Origin of the sequence: Gordonia asplenii, from assembly GCF_012933505.1 — a bacterium.
GTDB lineage: Bacteria > Actinomycetota > Actinomycetes > Mycobacteriales > Mycobacteriaceae > Gordonia > Gordonia asplenii.
The window spans coordinates 21,674-42,014 of record NZ_JABBNB010000022.1 but is presented as its reverse complement, the minus strand read 5'-3'; the positions used below and the strand labels follow the sequence as shown (position 1 = coordinate 42,014).

Below are 20,341 nucleotides of genomic sequence, written 5' to 3'. Positions count from 1 at the left end.
AGGGCGTGGTTGAACCGGCGACGGCTCGGGGGATACTACCGGTCATGCGTTTCTTCTACGACTCGGAGTTTATCGAGGACGGCCACACCATTGAATTGGTGTCGCTCGGGGTTGTCGCCGAAGACGGTCGTGAATTCTACGCGGTGTCGGCCGAGTTCGACGAGTCGCGCGCCGGTGACTGGGTGCGCGCGCACGTGCTGCCCAAGCTTCCCTCACCGTCGTCGAAGGCGTGGAAGTCGCGTCGCGCCATCCGCGACGAGCTCCTGGAGTTCCTCACCGCCGACGGTTCCGACGTCGAGCTGTGGGCGTGGGTCGCCGCCTACGACCACGTCGTGCTGTGCCAGCTGTGGGGACCGATGACGGCCCTGCCCCGAGAGATCCCGCGTTTCACCAGGGAGCTGCGTCAACACTGGGACGACGCCGGACGTCCCCAGCTGCCTGCGGCACCCCAGGACGCACACGACGCCCTCGCCGACGCCCGGCACAACCTGCGCAAGTGGAAGGCCATCGAAGTGGCGCGCAACCGGTAGAGGGTGCGGTCGGGCAGCGGTCGGGCCGGGTGGGGCGGCGGAGTCGGGTTGCGCCGAGGTCGTGCGCGACGTGTCGGTGGGCCTCGCTAGGCTATTACTCGTGGTGAACTGGACTGTCGACGTACCGATCGACGAATTGCCCGAACTGCCCCCGCTCCCCGGAGCCCTGCAGGAGCGGTTCGACGCTGTCTTCGAGCGTCCCGCCAAGCAACAACCGAGCTGGCCGGCCGACGAAGCACGCAAAATGCGCACCGTCCTCGAAAGTGTCCCGCCGATCTGCATGCCTGCCGAAGTCGAGGCGCTGTCGGCGCAGCTGGCCGACGTCGCATGCGGCAAGGCATTCCTGCTGCAGGGCGGCGACTGCGCCGAGACCTTCGCCGACAACACCGAACCCCACATCAAGGGCAATATCCGCACGCTGTTGCAGATGGCAGTCGTCCTGACCTATGGCGCGAGTATGCCCGTCGTCAAGGTCGCGCGTATCGCGGGCCAGTACGCCAAACCGCGGTCGTCGGACACCGATGCGCTCGGCCTGCCGTCCTACCGCGGGGACATGGTCAACGGCTTCCCGCCGGAGGCAAGCGTCCGCGAACACGATCCGTCCCGACTCGTGCGCGCCTACGCCAATGCGTCGGCGGCGATGAACCTCGTTCGCGCACTGACGAGTTCGGACGCCGATCTGCACAAGGTGCACGACTGGAACCGCGAGTTCGTACGGATCTCCCCGGCCGGTGCCCGTTACGAGGCCCTCGCCGCGGAGATCGACCGCGGGCTGCGCTTCATGGACGCCTGCGGTGTGAAGGACTCGAGCCTGCACACGGCGTCGATCTTCGCCTCGCACGAGGCATTGGTCCTCGACTACGAGCGTGCGATGCTGCGGCTGGCCGAGTCGCCGCGCGGCGACGCCGAGAAAGTCCTCTACGACCTCTCCGCACACTTTCTGTGGATCGGTGAACGCACCCGCGACCTCGACGGCGCGCATGTCGCCTTCGCTGAGCTCATCACCAACCCGATCGGTGTCAAGATTGGGCCGACGACCACGCCCGAGCAGGCTGTCGAATACGTCAAGCTGCTCGATCCGCACAACCAGCCCGGCCGCCTGACGCTGGTGGCCCGGATGGGCAACGGCAAAGTCCGTGAAGTGCTGCCACCCATCGTCGCCGCAGTCGAGGCGACCGGGCACAAGGTGATCTGGCAGAGCGACCCCATGCACGGCAACACCCACGAGGCCAGCACCGGATACAAGACCCGCCACTTCGATCGCATCGTCGACGAAGTCCAAGGTTTCTTCGAAGTGCACCGCGCCCTCGGGAGCCATCCCGGCGGCGTCCACATCGAACTCACCGGTGAGAACGTCACCGAATGCCTCGGCGGCGCCCAGGAGATCTCCGATGTCGACCTCGCCGGCCGCTACGAAACGGCCTGCGACCCACGGCTGAACACCCAGCAGTCCCTCGAGTTGGCGTTCCTGGTGGCGGAGATGCTACGCGGGTAGAGCCCGTCTGTTGGTTTGGTGAGGTGCGGCTGGGCTGCTGGTTGGGTGAGGTGCGGTCCGTCCGTTGGTTGGGCGAGGTGCGGCTGTTCTGCTGGTTGGGCGAGGTGCGGCCGTTCTGGTGGTTGGGCGAGGCGCGGCCCGTCTGCTGGTTGAGCGAGGCGCAGCCCGTCTGCTGGTTGAGCGAGGCGCAGCCGAGTCGAAACCACACTGCGACGAATTCTCAACTGTTACAAGGTGATTGGTTGCTCTGACACCGTCGACTCACGGCGGCTTCGACACGGGCCTCCGCTAGCGCTTCGGCCCGGCTCAACCAGCTCGTGGGGTCGGCTCGACCGGCTGGTGGTCGGCTCAACCAGCTCGTGGGGTCGGCTCGACCGGCTCGTGGTCGGCTCAACCAGCTCGAGATGGTGTTGATCAGTGCGGTGCTGGGCGCTAGAAGGCCTCGGCCTGGGCTCGTCGGATCACCTCGCGCGCCGAATGGGAATGCAGGGCCTGGGCTGGGTGCATGCCGAGGTCTTCTTGCACGGTGAACAGCCACCGTAGGGCTTCGTCGCGGCTGAAGCCGCCGTCGAGCAGTACGTCGACGATACCGTCGACGTGCTTCGCTATGCCGCCGTCGTCGAAGAACAAGGCCGGTATGCCCGGCACCCCGTCGCGCGACAGGGCCAGCAGATGGTGATCTCGAATGAGGGTGCGCACCCGGCCGGGGGATACCCGCAAGCGTTGCGATACTTCGTCAACGGTCAGTACTTCAACCTCGCCGGGCAGATCATCGGCGGACAGGGGTAGAGAAGCCACATTGTGACCCTACCCGAGTCATTCACCCGCCACGCCATAGCCGCCACGATTGGGTAGACGGGTAAATTCATGCAGGTGAACAACGCCGTCGACCCCCTTCTCGGGGCCGTCCTCGAACGCCGCTACCGGCTCGACGCACTTATCGCTCGCGGCGGCATGAGTGCGGTCTATCTCGCCCACGACTTCCGGCTGGGCCGGTCGGTCGCGGTCAAAGTAATGGATTCCGCCTACAGTCACGATCCGATCTTCCTGCAGCGCTTCGACTTCGAGGCGCGAGCCGTCGCCGGGCTCAAACATCCGGGGCTGGTCGCCGTCTACGACCAGGGCATGGACGCCGAGACCGCGTTCCTCGTCATGGAACTCGTCGAGGGGGGCAGCCTGCGTGAGCTGCTGCGCGAACGGGGTCCGATGCCGCCACACGCCATGGTCGCTGCCCTCGACCCGGTACTCGGTGCCCTGGGCACGGCCCACCGTGCCGGGCTGGTGCACCGCGACGTCAAGCCGGAGAACATCCTGATCTCCGACGACGGGGAAGTGAAGATCGCTGACTTCGGACTCGTACGCGCCGTCGCCGAAGCCGGTGTCACGTCGGCGAGCGTCATCCTCGGTACCGCCGCGTATCTGTCGCCCGAGCAGGTCGAGAGCACGCATGCCGACGCACGCTCCGACGTGTATTCGACGGGTATCGTCATGTTCGAATTACTCACGGGCAAAACACCTTTCCGCGGTGACACGCCGCTCGGCCTCGCCTACCAACGTCTCACCTACGACGTCCCCGCTCCCAGCGCGGTGGTCCCCGGAATACCGTCGGAGATCGACGAGCTGGTGCTGAGGGCCACCGAACGCGACCCTCGCGACCGTTTCCTCGATGGCTTCGACCTGCGCCACGCCCTGCTCGACGTCGCCGACGAACTCGACCTTCCCGAGTTCACCGTCCCCGCTCCGGTGCGATCCGCCGAACGTGAATCGGTGTCGGCGTTCCGGTCCAGAGGCGGGCATTCCGTTGCCCCGCAACCGATTCCGAGTGTCATCGACACCATGCCGCCGAACCATACCCACAGCGTCGCAATGCCTCGGAGCGAGCAGCTGCTCGACGAGCCGGAGCCGCAGGAGCACACCCGAGATCTGCCCGACGACATCGACGACCTCATCGAGGAACCGGGACGCGCGGGTGTCGCGGTGTTCTGGATCTTCCTTGTGCTGCTCGCAGCGGCGTCACTCGCATCGGCCGGGTGGTGGTTGGGAGCCCACCTGCCGAGCTGACGACCAGCCGATTGCTGAACGGGCCCGGTGCGCCGCCCATCCAGTTCGCCGAGCCTGGATCCACCGACGGCAGGCTCCTCCGCTGGTTGAGCCTGAATTCACCGACGGCGGGTCCTGTCCGTTGGTTGAGCCGTGAGGAGGATTAGCGCTGCGTTAGCGCGCCGTACTGAGCGAGGCGCTAGCCGAGTCGAAGTGACGAGCGTGTCGAAACTACGGTGAGGCAACAGATTTCGGTGAGTCATGGCTGACCAAGACTGCACCATCAGCGAATCGTCGGATGCACCTGGTGGGTGCACGGCTGGAGAGGATCACCACGATCGGAACGTGAGATGAACGGTCGCGCGAAATCTGTTGTGTCACCATGGTTTCGACACGGCTAGCGCCTCGCTCAGCACGACGCTCGGACCGGCTCACCTGAATCCACCGGCCGAAGCGCCGCTCTGCTGGTTGAGCCGGACGAGGCGCTAGCCGAGTACGTGTCGAAACCTCTCAGCCACAACGACTTTCGATGATGTGCGCCAATATCGTCGATGTCACCCGGCAAGTGTCGCGTGCGCCCCCTTCGGGTGCCCATGCCTCGATGTTCGATTCCATCGCAGTCCGACACGTGCTCGACCATCAAATGCATTGTGGTACAGGGGTTTCGACACGCTCGTCGCTAGCGCTCCTCGCGGCTCAACCAGCAGATGCAGTGGCCCCGACCGGTGAAACCCGGCTCAACCAGCGGAGGGGGTGCCATCGGTCGATCCAGGCCGAGAGCCGAGACGAGCTCGCGAACGTCGGTGTACTGGGGTGGCCGTGCGTTGGCTTGCTCGAAGCGCCCACGGCTGTGGCGCGTCGGGGGCCGGGCGGTCGGCACACAATTTGTTGTCAGTGGGTCGGGGTAGTGTTCGGTCATACCCCGGAGAGGGGCAGGTCAACCCAGTGATTCGGTGGGAGGTGAGGACTCGGTGACCGATATGTGCGATGTGGTCGACGAGGCTCGCTTGGGTGAGCTGCCGGTGGACCAACTCTACGAGTTGGTCGAAGTCAGCGTGGACCACGTGGCTGCCTCGTCGACGACGGAGTTATCGCAGCGGGAACTCGCTGCGCTGCTGTATACGCAGGAGCGGATCGGTCGCAAACTGGCCTGCGTGGGGTTGCAGCGGGTACGGGAGGCCCAGGACCGGGCCGCGTTCACCGCGGTCGGGTTCACGACGTTGCGCCAGTTTCTGTCGACCGGAATCCGGTTGGGCGGCGGGCCGGCGAGCAGGCGGATCACCGCGGCGAACGCGGTGTCGCAACGCCGCGCGGTTACCGGCCAACCACTGCCCCCGCACCGACCGTGCACGGCTGAGGCGATCGCCGACGGCGCGATCGGCGAGGATCATGTGACTGTCATCGAATCCGTGATGACGAAGATTCCAGCCGCGGTCGGAGTCGACCGGATCGCGCAGGCGGAAAAAGAACTCGCCGCCAACGCGCGGCTGTTCAATCCGACTGATCTGGCGAAGATCGGAGACCGGCTGCTGGCCCATCTGGATCCGGACGGCAGGCTCACCGATGACAGGGATCGGCAACGTCAACGCGGCCTGACGCTGTGCCCACAGGATCAGCAGTTGATGTCGACGTTGAAGGGATTGTTGACCCCGACGGTCCGGGCCATGCTGGAGGTGATCCTGTCGGCGTGGGCGGCGCCGGGAATGAACAATCCCGACGATGAGGAGCCGGTGTTCGGGCCCGGCGACGATCCCCAGCTGGACCCGCAGGTGCTCGCCGAGGCTCGGGCCCGCGATACCCGCACGCAGGCGCAGCGCAATCATGACGCCCTGGCGGCGATGTTGCGGTATGTCCTGGGGCATGGGGCGCTGGGACGGCCGGATCGACTGCCGGCGGAGGTGGTGGTCACCACGAGCCTGGCCGAGTTGGCCAACGTTGCCGGGTTCGGGTACACCGCCACCGGTACTGACATCCCGGTCGGGGACCTCGTCGAGATCGCTGCACAGGCTGGTGTCTGGTTGGAGGTGTTCGCCGACCACACCCAGGAGGTCCTGTATCTCGGCCGGGCGAACCGGTTCGCCTCCAAGGCGCAGCGGTTGGCGTTGTTCGGGCGTGACCGTGGCTGCACGGCGCCGTTGTGCAGTGTGCCGTTCGCGCATACCGAGGCCCACCATGCCCCGGACTGGGCGAAGAACGGGCACACCGATATCGACAAGTTGGGTGCGGCGTGTGGGCGGCATAACAGAATGGTCGGGTCGCGGCCGGGGCAGTGGGAGACACGGGTTCTCGACGCCGGCCCGCATTCCGGGCGGATGGGGTGGCGACCGGCCGGTAGTGACGGGCCGTGGCAGGTCAATCCGGTCCACCGGATAGACCTGCCGGTCGAGCCGATCGCCGTGGCCGATCCGCCGACCACTGGACCCGCCGCTGCCGCGCCGACCGCTGCAACCATGCCGGGACCGCACACTACTCGGGTGTCCTCGGGTGGGTCGGCCGTCGAACGGTTCCTCCGGTACATGACGGTGCTGCACCGAGCCGACATCACCGTGCAGAGTGTGCGCCTGCAAACGTGATGGGCCACCCCACCGGCACACAATCGTTTGTGGCAGCGCGTCACAGCCCAGAACGCGGCACCATCGCACTGGTAGCCAGTCGTGTCGCGCACGCCTGGCAGCGTCACACACCGCCCATTGAACTCACGCCACACACAGTGGATCAGCCCGCGTCACAGTCGTGACAGCGGGCCGGACGTGCGTGCACTGGAGCATCTGCGAGTTCCGTTGTGCCGCAACGATGGTCGACCCCCGACGTCGCTCACCGACAGCCACCGACACACCGAAGCCCGTCCACTTCGACTCCGACCGTAGATTGTCGCGGCCAAGCGGTCGGGAATATCCCGCGGGAATTCGGCCGCGACCATGATTGCGTACCGAAGGCACCGATGCCACTGTTGCCACGGCGGTTGGAGAGGGGCTCGCGTCTATTGCGCATCAGTGGTATCAACGAATCGTTGTACCCCACCCGGGTGGCGACTCGCGTTCTGGACTGCGCCACGGCCGCGTTCGCACCACGGAGTGCGGTCACGCGGCGGTAGTCGAACCGTCACGGCGGTCGTCGATGACCGCCACGTCCACCTCGTTTCCTCGCAGACACCCCGCCGTCAAGGTGAGGTGTCTGTGAGCAGATGAGGTGAACCGTTCGCGCGCGTTTCCACTCACCCGCGGCCCTGATTGGAAACTGCCTGCTCAGCGGTGGCGGGGTGAATGTTCCCCGGGCGCCGGTGACGGGGTAGAATGCAATCGGCCGCTCGGGGCCGGAGGGCCGCCACATCACACCGTTTAGACGCGGCATCCACTAGTTCAACTTCGACTCCGACCGTGGAGATCGTCTCCCGTCGCGCACCCAGCGGGTGCAATCGACGGTTGCGCTGATGTCGCAGTGTTGGTCTGCCGTCAGCCGTGACTCGCGAAATCCGTTGTGTCACCTTGGTTTCGACACGCTCGTCGCTAACGCTCCTCACGGCTCAACCAGCGGAGAGAGCCTGCCGGCGGTGAATCCGGGCTCAGCCTGGGCTCAGCCAGTGGAGGGCGGCGTCAGCGTGTGCACTAGCCCTTCAACGCCTCGACCGCGTGCCGCAGTCGACGACGTCTGCTCACCACCGCTCGCGTCGCCATGATGTCGGTGGCAGGTGACTCGATCACCGTCAGGATCTCCGCGTACGAGGCCGCCGCAGCGGCGATCGCCGGGCGGATTCTTCTGGGCAACAACGCGATTCCCGGCGTCGCCCGACGATAGAGACCGCGGTTGATCGCGATTAGGTGCGCCACGGCGCGGCGGAGTTGCGGACTCGTCGTGCGCGCCGCACGGCACCGTCGGAGGTGGGCCTCGTCGACGCCGAATGTGAGCAGCTCGTCGGTCGGCAGGTAGATCCGGTCGCGGTCGAGGTCTTCGCGGACGTCGCGGAGAAAGTTCGTAAGCTGAAACGCCTCACCGAGCAGCGCCGCCGCGGTGGCGGTCGGTGAGTCGGGTGCCTGATCGCCGACGCCGAGCAACGGCAACAGCTGCAGGCCGATCACCGACGCGGAACCGTATGTGTAACAACGCAACTGCTCCAAGGTTCGGTAGCGGTTGACGAAGTCCTCCGCCCCCGGCACGTCCATCCGCATCGACCGGCCGAAGGCGGTGAAATACTCCGTCGGGATCGTCCAGCGTCGAGCGGTGTCGGCGGCCGCGGCCACGACGTCGGCTTCCATCTGCGACAGCTTCCCCGTCGCGACCAGATCACCCGTTGAACCGTCGCGCACCGTCGCGTCGAATGCGGCGAGAACCGCGTCGAGATGCGTCAACGTCGCCAGCGGCTCGTCGTCGGCGTGATCGACGATGTCGTCGACGATTCGCGCGAATCCGTAGAGCGCACTCACTCCTCGGCGATTGGCGGCCGGAAGCAATTGCGCGGCAAGGTGATACGTCCGACCGTGGTCGGCGATCAGCGCGGCCGAATATCGGTACCCGCGATCGATCTGCGGGACGCGAGCACCGGTCATCGGACCGGCGCCGCGTCGGCGTCGGCGACGTCAGTCGGGCGCGATGCCGAATCCGACCAGACCCAGCGTGCGGCCGACCCCAATCGCAACGGATCGGGGTGGCGCAGCGACCAACCCGCCAGCGCTCCGAGCGTGAACGCCAACAGCAACTCGACGGGCTTGTACAACACGATCGAATCGTCGGGCTGGAACACGATGAGACCCACCACAGCGGCGCCGATGATCCATGCCCGCGCCGAATTCGGCAGCGTGACCGCCGCGGCCAGCACCAGCACCCAGGTGTAATACCACGGCAGCGACGAGGGCTCGAGCAGCAGCACCGCGAACATCGCCCACAGCAACGAGGTCATCGCGATCCGCTCGCCACCACGGCCCCGCCACCACATCCAGACCAGGATCAGCGCGAGCGCAGCCTCACCGATGAGCCGGGTGACTCCCAGCACCGGCTGCAGATTCAGGGCGACGAACGGTGCGGCGACCCACGTCACGACGTGCCCGACGAGTGTCGGGACGGTGAGCCAGTTGATGATTCGATCCGCCCAGCTCAGCCCGTTGAGCCAGCCCATGCCAAGTCCGGTCACCGTCGTCCAGAACGCGAACACCGCCACCGGAATCAGCACGGTCGCCGCGAACACACCGACGACCGGCCGCCAACCCAACCGCCACAACGCAACTGCCGACGCGTCGGGATCAGACTGTGCGCGGTCGTCACGAAGATGGGCGAGCCAGATCCACACCACGAACGGAATGGCCACGCCCGCGGTGATCTTGATCGACACCGCCAGCCCGAGGACCACGAGGCCGGTCAGGTGACGCCGGGTGACGACGAGGGTCACCCCGGCGACCAGAACTCCCATCATCAGCAGTTCGACGTGCGGACCGCCGACGACGTGAATCAGAATCAGCGGATTGAGTATCGCCAGCCACAAACCGGTCTGCGGCGACGCGCCGAAATGCCGGGCCAGACGGGGAATCGCCCACAGCGACAACAACAATCCGGGCAACAGCACGAGCCGGACGACCAGCACGCCGAGGATGACGTGGTCGCCGGTGAGCTGCACGACGCCGCGCATCAATGCGACGAACGCGGGGCCGTAGGGGGCCGTGGTCGCCGCCCACACCTGCGCCATGCTGTCCAGCAGCGGGCCCGGGTAGTGCACGGGTCCGTCGGTGTAGGGGTTGAAGCCGGCCCGGAACACCGCGGCCTGGGCGAGGTAGGCGTAGACGTCGCGGCTGTAAATGGGGACGGTCACCATCAGTGGCGCCGCCCAGCCGAGCGCCGCAAGTCGCATGTGGCGCAGAGTGGGTGGGACCGCGGACCGCGACTGGTCATCGCCCGCGAGCAGTCGTCGCCCGACCCGCATCCAGCAGAACACCATCGTCGCGACGCCCGTCCAGAACAGAATCGCCGACAGCGTCTTTCCGTGGCCGTACGTCATCGTGGCGAGGAATCCCCACTGTGCCGCGTGGCTTGCTCGGGGGATGTCGGCCACGCCGAACGCTCCGATCGCCACAGGGCCAGAAGCCAGCGCGCCCCACCACAATTCGCGTGGCGCGCGAGCAGTGTCGGGGGTGTCAGTCACCGTCGCGCTCCGGTGGGCGTGATTCGATCGGCCGCGAGCCGGCCGGAGATCAGCACCGGCGGAATTCCGACGCCCGGTGTGGTCGCGGCACCGGCCACGATGAGATTCTCGACGCCGGGCCACCGATTCGGCGTGCGGAACGGTCCGGTCTGCGCGACGGTGTGCGCCGCACTGAACGGGGTGCCCGCGCCGTAACCCGCGGCGGCCCAACTGCTGGGGTCGTCGACCCGTAGAACCTCCATGTCCGTGATCCCGCAGTAGCCGCGCTGTTCGAGCACCGCGAGGCACTCGGCGACGTAGGGCCGCGCCAGCGGCGCCCAGTCGAATGGGGCGGTGTCCAGGTTGGGGCAGGGCGCCAGCACCGAGACCGACTCGAATCCGTTGCGGCAGAAGTTCTCCGGGTCGCTGATCGCCGGGCGGGTGAGCAACAGCGACGGATCCGACATCAATTCACCCCGACGTCGGCGTCCGGGTGAGATCTGCCGGAACGTCGACTTCCATGCCTGTCCGAAGTCGATGCTGTGGTGATCACCCGGCCATGACCGCGTCGCCGACGTCGGTACGATGCCATGTGCCACAACGGCACTCGGGGAGTAGCGCACCGAGCGGCGCCGGCGCCGGGTTCCGCGCCCTCCGCCCGACGACCCCGCGGCCAACAACGACTCGATGACTGGCACGCCGACAGCGGCGATCACCGCGTCGGCCGGATAGTCGATCGACGCACCGTCGGAGTCGACGCCGTGAACGACTTCGACGCGGCTACCGACATGCCGCAACGCCGTCGCCCGCGTGCCGAAGTCGATCACCCCGCCCGCGTCGCGGAACGCCTGCGCGAGAACCTCGCCCACCCGGCCCATGCCACCGACCGGATACGACACGCCGCGGCCGATATCCATCTGCGCGATGATCGCGTAGATCGCCGCGGCTCGCTGCGGCGGCACACCGGCGTAGAGCGCCTGAAAGGTGAACGCTCGCTGGAGGCGGTCGTCGCTCACGAAGCGGGCGATCGCCCCGGTGAGCCCGCGGATGGTGCCCAGCCGAACCAATTGTGTTACCGGACCGCGCAATTCGGGTCCCACGAAATCGGTCAGTCCGTCGAAATTCCGGTCGATGAACGCGTCGTACTCGACGTCGTAGAGCCGGTCGAGCCACGTCGCGAGCTCGGCGACCCCGCGCGCTTGCTCGGCGCCGAACCGTACGTCGACCTCTTTGACCAATGCGGCCCGGTCGGCGCGCACGTCGAGCGCGGAGCCGTCGGCGAATCGCATCGCATAACTCGGATCGACGCGCCGCAGGTCCAGGCGCGCCGTGGCCCGCACCCGGTCGACGCCGACCGCGCCCAGTGCGTCGAGGATCAACTCGGGCATGGTGAGAATCGTTGCGCCGGTGTCGAATCGGTGCGTGGTGCCGTCTGCGGCAGTCAGCTGTTCGGTGCGGACCAGGCCGCCGGCATGACCATCGCGTTCGATGATCGTCACCTGGTGGCCCGCGGCGCGCAGATACAGCCCCGCGGTGAGACCGGACAGACCCGCCCCGACGATGACGATCCGTTCGGTCGGTCCTGGAATGCGTTGTGTGCTCATGAGTTCCGGTAGGCGATCGCGGTCGCCACGTTCGCGAGGTCGGTGCGTGCACGCGCGCCGGTCGGCAGGTCGTCGATGGCCTGCAGGGCTTGCTGAAGATGATGGGTGATGCGGTCTTCGATGGCTCCGACGGCTCCGACGTCACGCAGGATGTCGCGGGCCGCGGTCAGCTCGGCGTCGGACAGTTGCCGTCCGAGCGACGACCGAAGCGCCTGTGCCGCTTCGGGAGCGGTCGCGTGAGCACGCGACAGACCATCGGCGATCAGGACGGTGCGCTTGCCCGCGACGAGGTCGTCGCCGGACGGCTTGCCGGTGGTCGCGGGATCGCCGAACACACCGAGCAGATCGTCGCGCAGTTGGAAGGCGAGGCCGAGATCGGCGCCGATCCCGGCCAAGGCAGCGATGAGATCCGCGGACGCATCACCAAGCGCCGCACCGAGTTCCAGTGGTCGGGCGACGGTATAGGCGGCTGTCTTGAATCGCATCACGGCCATCGCCGCGTCGACCGATTCGTCACCGGATGCTTCGTTCACGATGTCGAGGAGCTGACCGCCGAGCACCTCGGTCCGCATCGCCGACCAGATGGGCGCGACGTGGCGGGGCAGCGTGCCGGCGAGGTCGTCGGCCCACGCCAGTGCGAGGTCGCCGACGAGAATCGCGGCCGATTCGCCGAAATGCGACGACGAACCCGACCAGCCCGACTCCGCGTGCTCGGCGTCGTAGACGCGGTGCACGGTGGCGCGACCGCGGCGGGTGTCGGATCGATCGATGATGTCGTCGTGGATCAACGCACACGCCTGCACCAACTCCAACGCCGCGCCGAGGGTCACGACGTCAGTGGAATCGGGGTTGACCTGGGGATCTGTGGTCTGGACCGCGCACTGCCAACCTGCCCACGCGAAGGTGGGGCGGACGCGTTTGCCGCCGTTGAGGACGAAGGCGCGCAGGTGGTCGGCTCCGGCGGTGACCACCGGCGAGATCGCCGCGACCGTGGGTGCCACGGCGTCGAAGAATTCGGTCAATCGCGCCTGAATCACCGTCGGGACGGCCTCGATCGGGGTCGGTGCGGCCGCGTCGATAGTCACCCGACCAGGCTAGCCAACGGTCCGCATCGCGACGGTGGTGGGCTCAGCTCTTGGCGGCCTTCGTGGCCTTCGCTGCCTTTTCCGTCTCTTGCGCCGCCGTCTCTTGCGCCGCCGCCTTTTGTGCCGCCGTCTTCGGTGTCTCCGCCGACTTCCCGGTTTTCGCCGCCGGTGCTCCCGGCCGCGGTGCGCGATCGCGGTTGCGGTAGGCGACCAGCAGGACGAGCGCGACGACCACGATGCAGATGACCGCGAGCAGCCACGCCCAACTGCTGACGGCGGCGGTTGCCGGGTCGGGGTACTCGGCGTCGGCGTTGAGTGTGCTCGACTTGCCGATCGGCAGGTTCCAGGAAACCGTCTGCTGGCCCGTCTGCTCACCGTTGGTCGCGACCACCGGACCGCTGAAGGACACCGTGAAGCGGATCTGATCCCGTTGTGCCACAAGGTCGGACAGGTCCGCGGTCCCGCGCATCCGGACGACGTCGCCGCTGCGTTTGCCGCTGATGTCCATGCTCATGCTGGAGTTGTCGAAGGCTCCGGCGATGATGTCGGCGAGCTGGCCGAACTGACCCGCGGTGAGGTCGGAGTAGTACGCACGGGTGCCGATGCGCAGAGTCTGATCGCCGGTCTTATCGGTCTCCTTGTAGTCGGTGACCGTGACGTGGCTCGACATCGACTGCGGAATGTCGAGGTGCGGTGCGCCGCGGGGGTTGTCCGGGGAGGTCGCGACGATGATCTCACCGGCGAACCGGTCGCCGACCGTCGTCGAGCGGGTCATGCAGCCCGACAGCAGCGAACTCATGGCAAGCAGGACGACGAGCGATGTCAGGGACACGACTGATCTGGGAAAAGCTCTTCGAGACGCAACGGGCACGGTCACCATCGTGCCAGACCGGTGCGTCGCAGTTGCTTGAGACGGTGTTGCGGGCCTCCTACGCGGGCCAGGACGGCGTGCGCGGCGATCCGACCGCTGGCCCCGGTGACACCCCCGCCGGGATGCGTCGACGCTCCGGCCAGAAACAGATCCTCGACGCCGGGCACGGTGTGTCCGGCGAGGTCGGGGTGCGGACGCCACATGAACATCTGATCGATGCTCATCTCCACGTGCATGATGTTGCCCGCGGGCAGCGCCAACTCGGATTCCAGATCTGCCGGAGTCTGCACGTGACGATGTTCGACGGCGGCTGCGATGCCCGGTGCGAAGCGGTCGAACTCGGCGAGGACGGTGTCGGCCGCGGTGTCGGCGAGGGTGGCCCACGAGTGGCCGACGTCGGTCAGCTCGCGTGCCAGCCGGTAGGGGTGCCACTGCGCCCACAGGTTGATCTGGTGACGATGTGGCGGCGCCAGGGTCGGGTCGAGGGCCGAGAACGACATCGCGACGACTGCGGGCCGGCGGGGGAGCCGACCCGCGCGGGCGTCGGCGTATGCGGTGGTGAGGTCCGATCGATCGCCGGCGAGCAGCCCGAGTCCGCTGTGTACGCCGTGGGCGGGGAGATCCGCGGGCAGCCCCGGATAGTCGGGTAGTGCGGTGGTGCCCAGCCGCACGGCCATGCCGATACCGTTGCCGACATCGATGGACCGACGCCACCGTGCGACGTCGCGCGGCGCGGCGTCGGCGAGCAGGTCGAGAGTCGCGGTGATGTGGCAGGCCGCGATGACGTGACGGGCGCGTCGGCTGCGGCCGTCGGCGAGCACGATCTGCCATCCGCCCCGACGACGTCGCAGCGATGTCACCGCACAACCGGATTCGACGACGGCGCCGTCGGCATCCAGGCGGGCGAGCAGCGCGGTGGTCAGTGCGCCGCTGCCGCCGACCGCGCGGCCGGGTGGAATCTGGTGCATCAGGGCCGCGAACCCGATCATCGGCGCGGTGCCCGGTGCGGTCATCGGCGGCCCCGACTGCGCCCCGAACCACGACAGTGCCGCCTTGAGTCGAGGAGAGTCGAACCATCGGTCGAGCAGGGCGTCGCCGGAGAGCATCATGTCCTGCGCCATCGCGCTCATCGCCCCGGCTCGCCTGCCGATCGGCCCGCGGCGTGCCGTGGTGCCGGTGCGGTACAGGCCGCCGAAGGCCCGACCGAATCGGCCGACGGTGGCCGGTTCGCAGAATGCGCGCATCATCGCCTGCGCCCGCGGCGTCCACACCCCGATGAACTCCCGATAGGCCTCGGCGTCGGCAGGGCCGCAGACACGTTCGATATTCGCGCAGGTGCGCATCAGGTCGACGGAGAACACCAGGGCGTCGCCGCCGTCGGTGTCGGGCGCGAACGCCCACGGATCACAGTCCAGGTAGTGCAGCCCGTGGCGGGACAGTTCCAGCTCGTCGGGAATCGGCGTATGGCGGATCATCAGATGCGCCGACGACCCGCGGTCGACGCGGTAGCCGGGGAAACGTTCGACGGTCGACACCGCGCCCCCGAGGACGGTGTCGCGTTCGACGACCCGGACCCGCAAGCCGGTTTGCGCGAGATAGGCGGCCGCGACGAGTCCGTTGTGACCGCCGCCGATCACGACGACGTCGTCGATGCTGTCGCTGTTGTCGACACCGTTGACACCGTCGAAACCGTTGAAACCATCGACACCGTCGACACCGGACGTCACGACGGTTCCGGATCGGTGGCAGCATCATCGGTGCTGTCGGTGCTGTCGGTGCTGTCGGTCGGCGCTGGCGCGGCGGCTGGGCCGGGCGGGGGACTGACCGGCAGCGGCAGGGGGCGCCCGAGGAAGGCGAACGGGCGCGGATCGCCCGCGAAGGTGAAGTCACGCAGGACGTCGGTGAAGCCGAGTCGCCGATACAGCGACCACGCGCGGTTGTCTTCGCCCGACACCTCCGGGGTGGACAACAGCACGCGGCTCTCGGTGCAGTCGGCGACCAGCCGGGTCAGCAGCCATTGCCCGATGCCGAGTCCCTGCGCCGTCGGATGCACGTGCAATTCGGTGAGTTCGAAGTAGTCGGCGGCGAGATCGTTGACGGCCACCGGCGACAGCCCGGTCCGACGCAGGCCGGTCCGCAGCTGCTGGTTCCACCATTGGTCGGGTGCTCCGCGGTAGCCGTAGGCGATGCCGACGAGCAGTTCGTCGTCGGAGGCGGCCAGCGGGGCGCGCAGTCGACGACGGGCCAGTGAGCCGCCGCCGGTGCGGCCCAGGCGGCCGGCCAGCGGACCGCGCGGCTCCGGCTTCAGATCGCCGACCTGAGCGATCGCGCCGAACGCCCGCCATCCCGGCCGGCTGATGTGTTCGCGCCACAGCGGTGCGCGATGAGCCTCCGTACCGCGCGGATAGCCCATCGCGGTGACGTAGATGTTGAGCGCCGGGTCGAGCCACAGGTGAGCGTCTTGACCGGTCAGGCGAACCACTCGCACGGTCATCGGCGGCCCGCCCGCGGGGAGGTCGGTGTGGCCGCATTCGGCCTTGAACGGTGACGGTGCACAAGCTATATTGAATCTGTCGAACGAGTGTTCGAGTACTCAGCCTCCGCAAGCTGCGTCTGACTACTCGTAAGACGGGTACGACGCCCGGTGGCGAGCACGAGGGAAGCGTTCTTGTCACCGGGTCGTTGTACAAAGTGACGGACACCGGGAGTTACGAGCCGAAGGGACCGACGTCATGCACCGCGCACTGAAGAAATCCGCAACATCTCGACGCACCGCACCAGCCACCGCCGACGTCGATCCGATCGTCGTGCGCCGGGCCCGTGACCTGCTCGACCGCGGCGACAACCTGCTCACCAACGCCGACGGTGTCGGCGACGCCGCCGAACGGTTCCGCCAGTACTATCTGGCCGCATTGCGCGCCGCGGGCAGCATCCTGGCCGTGCTGGAGCCACCTGCGCCGCCCGCCCGTCGTCGCGGCAGCCGCAGTGCTTGGAGCAGGTTGAGCATCGAGGTTCCCGAGTGGGCGCAGGCCGCGGAGTACCTCGCATCCCTGTCCGATGTTCGAATGAAAATAGAGACCGGTCAGACCCGTACCGTCGACGCCGCGTTGCCCGCCACGCTGCGCCGATATGTCGTCGCACTGCTCGATGACGCCGAGGGCATTATCGTGGCCTACGAGCAGGGGAAGTCAGCCAATGGTGGTCGCCCGGAGATTCACCTCGTATCATGAGCAGTGGGACACGCACGCCTTGCGTGTCCGATGATGTTCCGCCCGTGCGGTGCATCGGGCCAACAAGCGGTTGAAGGAGGGTCGGTGCCACTCTCTGAGCACGAGCAGCGGATGCTCGAACAGATCGAAAGTGCTCTGTACGCCGAAGACCCCAAGTTTGCGTCGAGCGTCAAGCGTCGTCGCATCGGTCCCGGCAGCGGGCGGCGGCGTCTGCAAGCCGTCGCGATATTCGTCATCGGCTTGGTGTTGCTGGTCGGCGGCGTGGCCGTTGACGTGAAGCTCGGTGGATTCCCCATCATCAGCCTGATCGGCTTCCTTGTGATGTTCGGCGCCTGCCTGATGGCGCTGTGGGGTGGTGGGGGAGGCAGCACCGCGGCCAAGTCCGCGAGCGGTGCGTCGGGTTCACGGCGCTCAGGCGGTTCCGGCGGTCCGCGCCGCAAACTGTCCGAACGGATGGAAGAACGCTTCAACCGAAGGTTCGACCAAGAGCAGTGACTCACCGGTTGTAAAGCCGCACATCGATGATGTGCGGCTTTTTTGCCGTCTTCGCAAGCGTTGCGTTTCCTTCCCCGCCGTGGCCCCGCCCAGGGATTCCCCAAGGATTCACCCCAGGATTAACGCGGCGCTCCCCACCTCGCCCCACCGTCGGCGCCCCACTTCGCCCCACGTCCCCCACTTTGCTCCACCATCGGCCTCGCGCGCCCAATAGCATGCCTCAGAGATGCTCTTTTGCCACTTCAGACACTCTGTCACCGTGATTTCATTTCAAAACGCGAATTCTTCCCCCACTCCGTTTACCGCTGCTGAACTGCGTCTTTACGATAACGCGACACGCAAGTGGGGCATCGAGGGTGGAAAGTGGTGGAAAGTGGGGTACTGTGGCAGCACTGGGTGAGGGGCGCGACAGCCGGAATCGCACACCTCTCCCGGAGGGCAGGAGGTGGTCGACATGTCTGTGCGATTTGTCGGCACCTACACGCCCAAGATGGACGACAAAGGGCGGCTCACGCTGCCCGCCAAATTCCGCGATGCACTGGCAGGAGGCGTGATGGTTACCAGAAACCAGGACCGCAGCCTCGCGGTGTATCAGCTCGAAGAGTTCGATGCCATCGCGGAGAAGACCATGGCGGCCTCGCGCAACGACCCCGAAGCGCGCGCCTACCAGCGGTACTTCTTCGCGGGCACCGATGAGCAACGCCCCGACGGTCAGGGCCGGATCACCCTGTCCGCCGACCATCGTCGATATGCCGGGCTCTCGAAAGAGTGCGTGGTGATCGGCAGCTTTACCCATTTGGAGATCTGGGACGCGCAGACCTGGCGTGCGTACCAGGACGAGCACGAGGACGACTTCTCCGCGGGTGGTTCATCCGCGTTGGATTCGGTGCTTTAGAGCAGGTATGACCCGATGGCCCCGGCGGGTGAGCTGAGGCCCTGGTCCGAACCGACCCTGGCGTACTTCCCCAACGCCAGGTGCGGCTCGGGCTGGGACCTGAGTCTCACCCGTCCCTGCGTTTGCCATGTGTGCCATTCGACTTCGGTGAGGGGGTAGATGCATGACCTATCACGGCGAGAACGATCACGACGATTCCGCACCCACCACTTCGCGTCGCTCGGGTGAGTTCGGGCATGTGCCCGTGATGGGGCCCCGGATCATCGAATTGCTCACCCCCGCGCTGACCCGCGTGTCCGACGACGGTTCCGGTGCGGTGGTCGTCGACGCGACGCTGGGCGCGGGTGGACACAGCGAGTTGCTGCTGGAGACCTTTCCCGGCGCTCGCGTGCTCGGCATCGACCGCGACGACAGTGCCATAGCCATTGCCCGACAACGACTTTCGCGATTCGGTGAGCGGATTGAATTTCACCGGGCGCGCTACGACGAGTTGCCCGGCATCCTCGCCGAGTCCGGCCGACCCGGCGCCCGTATCGACGGCGCACTGTTCGATCTCGGTGTCTCGTCGATGCAACTCGATCAGGCCGATCGCGGATTCGCGTACTCGGTGGATGCGCCGCTGGACATGCGGATGAACCCGGACGACACGCTCACCGCGGCGGAGATCCTCAACACCTACAGTCACGGGGAGCTCGCCCGCGTACTCAGCGAATACGGCGAGGAGCGCTTCGCGGGCAAGATCGCATCGGCGGTCCTGCGCGCCCGCGAAACCGAACCGTTCACCACCAGCGCACGGCTCGTCGAACTGCTCTACTCGTCGATTCCGGCAGCCACCCGGCGCACCGGCGGTCACCCGGCCAAGCGCACCTTTCAGGCACTGCGCATCGAGGTGAACCACGAACTCGACTCGCTGCGGCATGCGCTGCCCGCAGCGCTCGCCAGCCTGTCCGTCGGTGGGCGGGTGGTCGTGATGAGTTACCAGTCGCTCGAAGACAAGATTGTGAAAAGGGAGTTCGCGCAACGTATTACGTCGCGAACTCCACCCGGATTGCCGATGGAGCTGCCGGGCGCGGCGGCACGGTTCGCGTTGATCACGCGCGGTGCCGAGCGCCCCGACGACGCCGAACTCGAACGCAACCCGCGTTCGGCGCCGGTCCGTGTGCGCGCCATCGAACGTATCGCCGAGGAGGCACCGCTGTGACGTTGCTCGACACCCGCTCGCGGGCCCAGACACCCTCGTCCGACACTTCTCGGTCGACTCGATCGAAGGCCGCGCAGCGCGCGATGGACCGCCGCGCCAAGCGCGGCACCGGCGTCGAACAGGCTCCGCAGCAGTCATGGTCGCGCCGACGCCGCGCCGACGACGCCCCGGCACCGGCCGCGCACCTCCCCACACCGACGCTGCGTGAGCGAATCGCCAACGTGCCCTTCGTCGTTCCCGTCGTCGCGCTCATCGTCGCGGGGATGGCCCTGACGCTGTGGCTGTCCACCAAGTCGGCGCAGGACTCCTACGATCTCAGCGTCGCACGCGCCCAGAACCAGTCGCTCACCGACCAGCGGGACGCGCTGAAGAAGACCTTCGAGTCCGCCGACGCGGCGCCCGATCTGTCCGACAAAGCCGCGCAGCTCGGAATGGTCCCGGCACGCAACCCGGCGCGGATGGTGGTGGGCGCCGACGGCAAGCCGCGTATCTACGGCACTCCCGAGGCGGTGACGGGACACGCGCCGAGGTCGATCAATCCACGACAGAGCGACGATCCGACGGCGAAGATCGACGTATCCAAGGTCGACGACTCGGAGGGACTGCCCGGCAGCAATGCCGCTACCGCGCCCACGACGACGTCACCCGCCGCGCCCGCGACTCCCGCGCCCGCGACTCCCACGCCGACGGCGTCCGCGGCGGCACCGTCGGGCGGATCGCCGAATGTGTTGCCCGGCAACGGCACGCCGACTCCGGCAAATTCCGGGCGCAGCCAATAGGCCGGGGGAC

At 67.2% G+C, this 20,341-nt stretch carries 17 protein-coding genes; 9 read left to right on the top strand and 8 right to left on the bottom strand.

The window, feature by feature from the left end; all coding sequences use genetic code 11:
- Positions 1-44: 44 nt before the first annotated feature.
- Positions 45-530, top strand: coding sequence for a polyadenylate-specific 3'-exoribonuclease AS (locus HH308_RS19195; RefSeq protein WP_170195849.1), 486 nt, complete (start codon positions 45-47; stop codon positions 528-530).
- A gap of 100 nt (positions 531-630) precedes the next feature.
- Positions 631-2,025: a class II 3-deoxy-7-phosphoheptulonate synthase gene (locus HH308_RS19190; RefSeq protein WP_170195848.1), complete on the top strand. Its 1,395-nt coding sequence runs from the start codon at positions 631-633 to the stop codon at positions 2,023-2,025.
- A gap of 432 nt (positions 2,026-2,457) precedes the next feature.
- On the opposite strand, the gene HH308_RS19185 is transcribed toward HH308_RS19190, so the two are convergent.
- Entirely contained in the window at positions 2,458-2,823 is a 366-nt protein-coding gene (locus HH308_RS19185) for an Rv2175c family DNA-binding protein (RefSeq protein WP_170195847.1), read from the bottom strand.
- A 75-nt stretch (positions 2,824-2,898) separates the two neighbouring features.
- Here HH308_RS19185 and HH308_RS19180 point away from each other — a divergent pair, with 75 nt between their 5' ends.
- Entirely contained in the window at positions 2,899-4,086 is a 1,188-nt protein-coding gene (locus HH308_RS19180) for a protein kinase domain-containing protein (protein WP_170195846.1), read from the top strand.
- Between the two features lie 959 nt (positions 4,087-5,045).
- Entirely contained in the window at positions 5,046-6,638 is a 1,593-nt protein-coding gene (locus HH308_RS19175; protein ID WP_170195901.1) for a DUF222 domain-containing protein, read from the top strand.
- A gap of 1,032 nt (positions 6,639-7,670) precedes the next feature.
- Here the strand turns inward: HH308_RS19175 and HH308_RS19170 are convergent.
- The 7 genes from HH308_RS19170 to HH308_RS19140 all read right to left on the bottom strand — a co-directional run bounded on the left by HH308_RS19170 (position 7,671) and on the right by HH308_RS19140 (position 16,225).
- A complete protein-coding gene (locus tag HH308_RS19170) occupies positions 7,671-8,609 on the bottom strand; it encodes a phytoene/squalene synthase family protein (RefSeq protein WP_170195845.1) in 939 nt (312 codons plus the stop codon).
- A complete protein-coding gene (mptB, locus tag HH308_RS19165; protein ID WP_170195844.1) occupies positions 8,606-10,192 on the bottom strand; it encodes a polyprenol phosphomannose-dependent alpha 1,6 mannosyltransferase MptB in 1,587 nt (528 codons plus the stop codon). Before mptB ends, HH308_RS19170 begins: the two co-directional genes overlap by 4 nt.
- A complete protein-coding gene (crtI, locus tag HH308_RS19160; protein ID WP_170195843.1) occupies positions 10,189-11,775 on the bottom strand; it encodes a phytoene desaturase family protein in 1,587 nt (528 codons plus the stop codon). Before crtI ends, mptB begins: the two co-directional genes overlap by 4 nt.
- Positions 11,772-12,860 carry a polyprenyl synthetase family protein gene (locus HH308_RS19155; protein WP_170195842.1) on the bottom strand — a complete coding sequence of 363 codons (1,089 nt, stop codon included), beginning with the start codon at positions 12,858-12,860 and terminating at the stop codon, positions 11,772-11,774. Before HH308_RS19155 ends, crtI begins: the two co-directional genes overlap by 4 nt.
- 43 nt (positions 12,861-12,903) lie before the next feature.
- A complete protein-coding gene (locus tag HH308_RS19150; protein ID WP_211188615.1) occupies positions 12,904-13,692 on the bottom strand; it encodes an LppM family (lipo)protein in 789 nt (262 codons plus the stop codon).
- A 41-nt stretch (positions 13,693-13,733) separates the two neighbouring features.
- Positions 13,734-15,383 carry a phytoene desaturase family protein gene (locus tag HH308_RS19145; RefSeq protein WP_170195900.1) on the bottom strand — a complete coding sequence of 550 codons (1,650 nt, stop codon included), beginning with the start codon at positions 15,381-15,383 and terminating at the stop codon, positions 13,734-13,736.
- Between the two features lie 71 nt (positions 15,384-15,454).
- Positions 15,455-16,225 carry a GNAT family N-acetyltransferase gene (locus HH308_RS19140; protein ID WP_170195841.1) on the bottom strand — a complete coding sequence of 257 codons (771 nt, stop codon included), beginning with the start codon at positions 16,223-16,225 and terminating at the stop codon, positions 15,455-15,457.
- Between the two features lie 238 nt (positions 16,226-16,463).
- Here HH308_RS19140 and HH308_RS19135 point away from each other — a divergent pair, with 238 nt between their 5' ends.
- The 5 genes from HH308_RS19135 (at position 16,464) to ftsL (ending at position 20,331) form a co-directional block, all read left to right on the top strand.
- The gene (locus HH308_RS19135) at positions 16,464-16,961 is read left to right on the top strand and encodes an SAV_6107 family HEPN domain-containing protein (RefSeq protein ID WP_170195840.1); all 498 of its coding nucleotides are present in this window, start codon (positions 16,464-16,466) and stop codon (positions 16,959-16,961) included.
- An 84-nt stretch (positions 16,962-17,045) separates the two neighbouring features.
- Positions 17,046-17,456, top strand: coding sequence for an SCO2097 family morphological protein (locus HH308_RS19130; protein ID WP_170195839.1), 411 nt, complete (start codon positions 17,046-17,048; stop codon positions 17,454-17,456).
- A 454-nt stretch (positions 17,457-17,910) separates the two neighbouring features.
- Entirely contained in the window at positions 17,911-18,351 is a 441-nt protein-coding gene (gene mraZ / locus HH308_RS19125) for a division/cell wall cluster transcriptional repressor MraZ (RefSeq protein WP_170195838.1), read from the top strand.
- A gap of 163 nt (positions 18,352-18,514) precedes the next feature.
- Complete coding sequence (gene rsmH, locus HH308_RS19120) at positions 18,515-19,552, top strand: 16S rRNA (cytosine(1402)-N(4))-methyltransferase RsmH (protein ID WP_170195837.1); 1,038 nt, start codon at positions 18,515-18,517, stop codon at positions 19,550-19,552.
- Positions 19,549-20,331, top strand: a complete 783-nt coding sequence (gene ftsL / locus HH308_RS19115; protein ID WP_312870713.1) for a cell division protein FtsL — start codon at positions 19,549-19,551, stop codon at positions 20,329-20,331. The genes rsmH and ftsL overlap by 4 nt, the downstream gene beginning before the upstream one ends.
- Positions 20,332-20,341 lie beyond the last annotated feature (10 nt).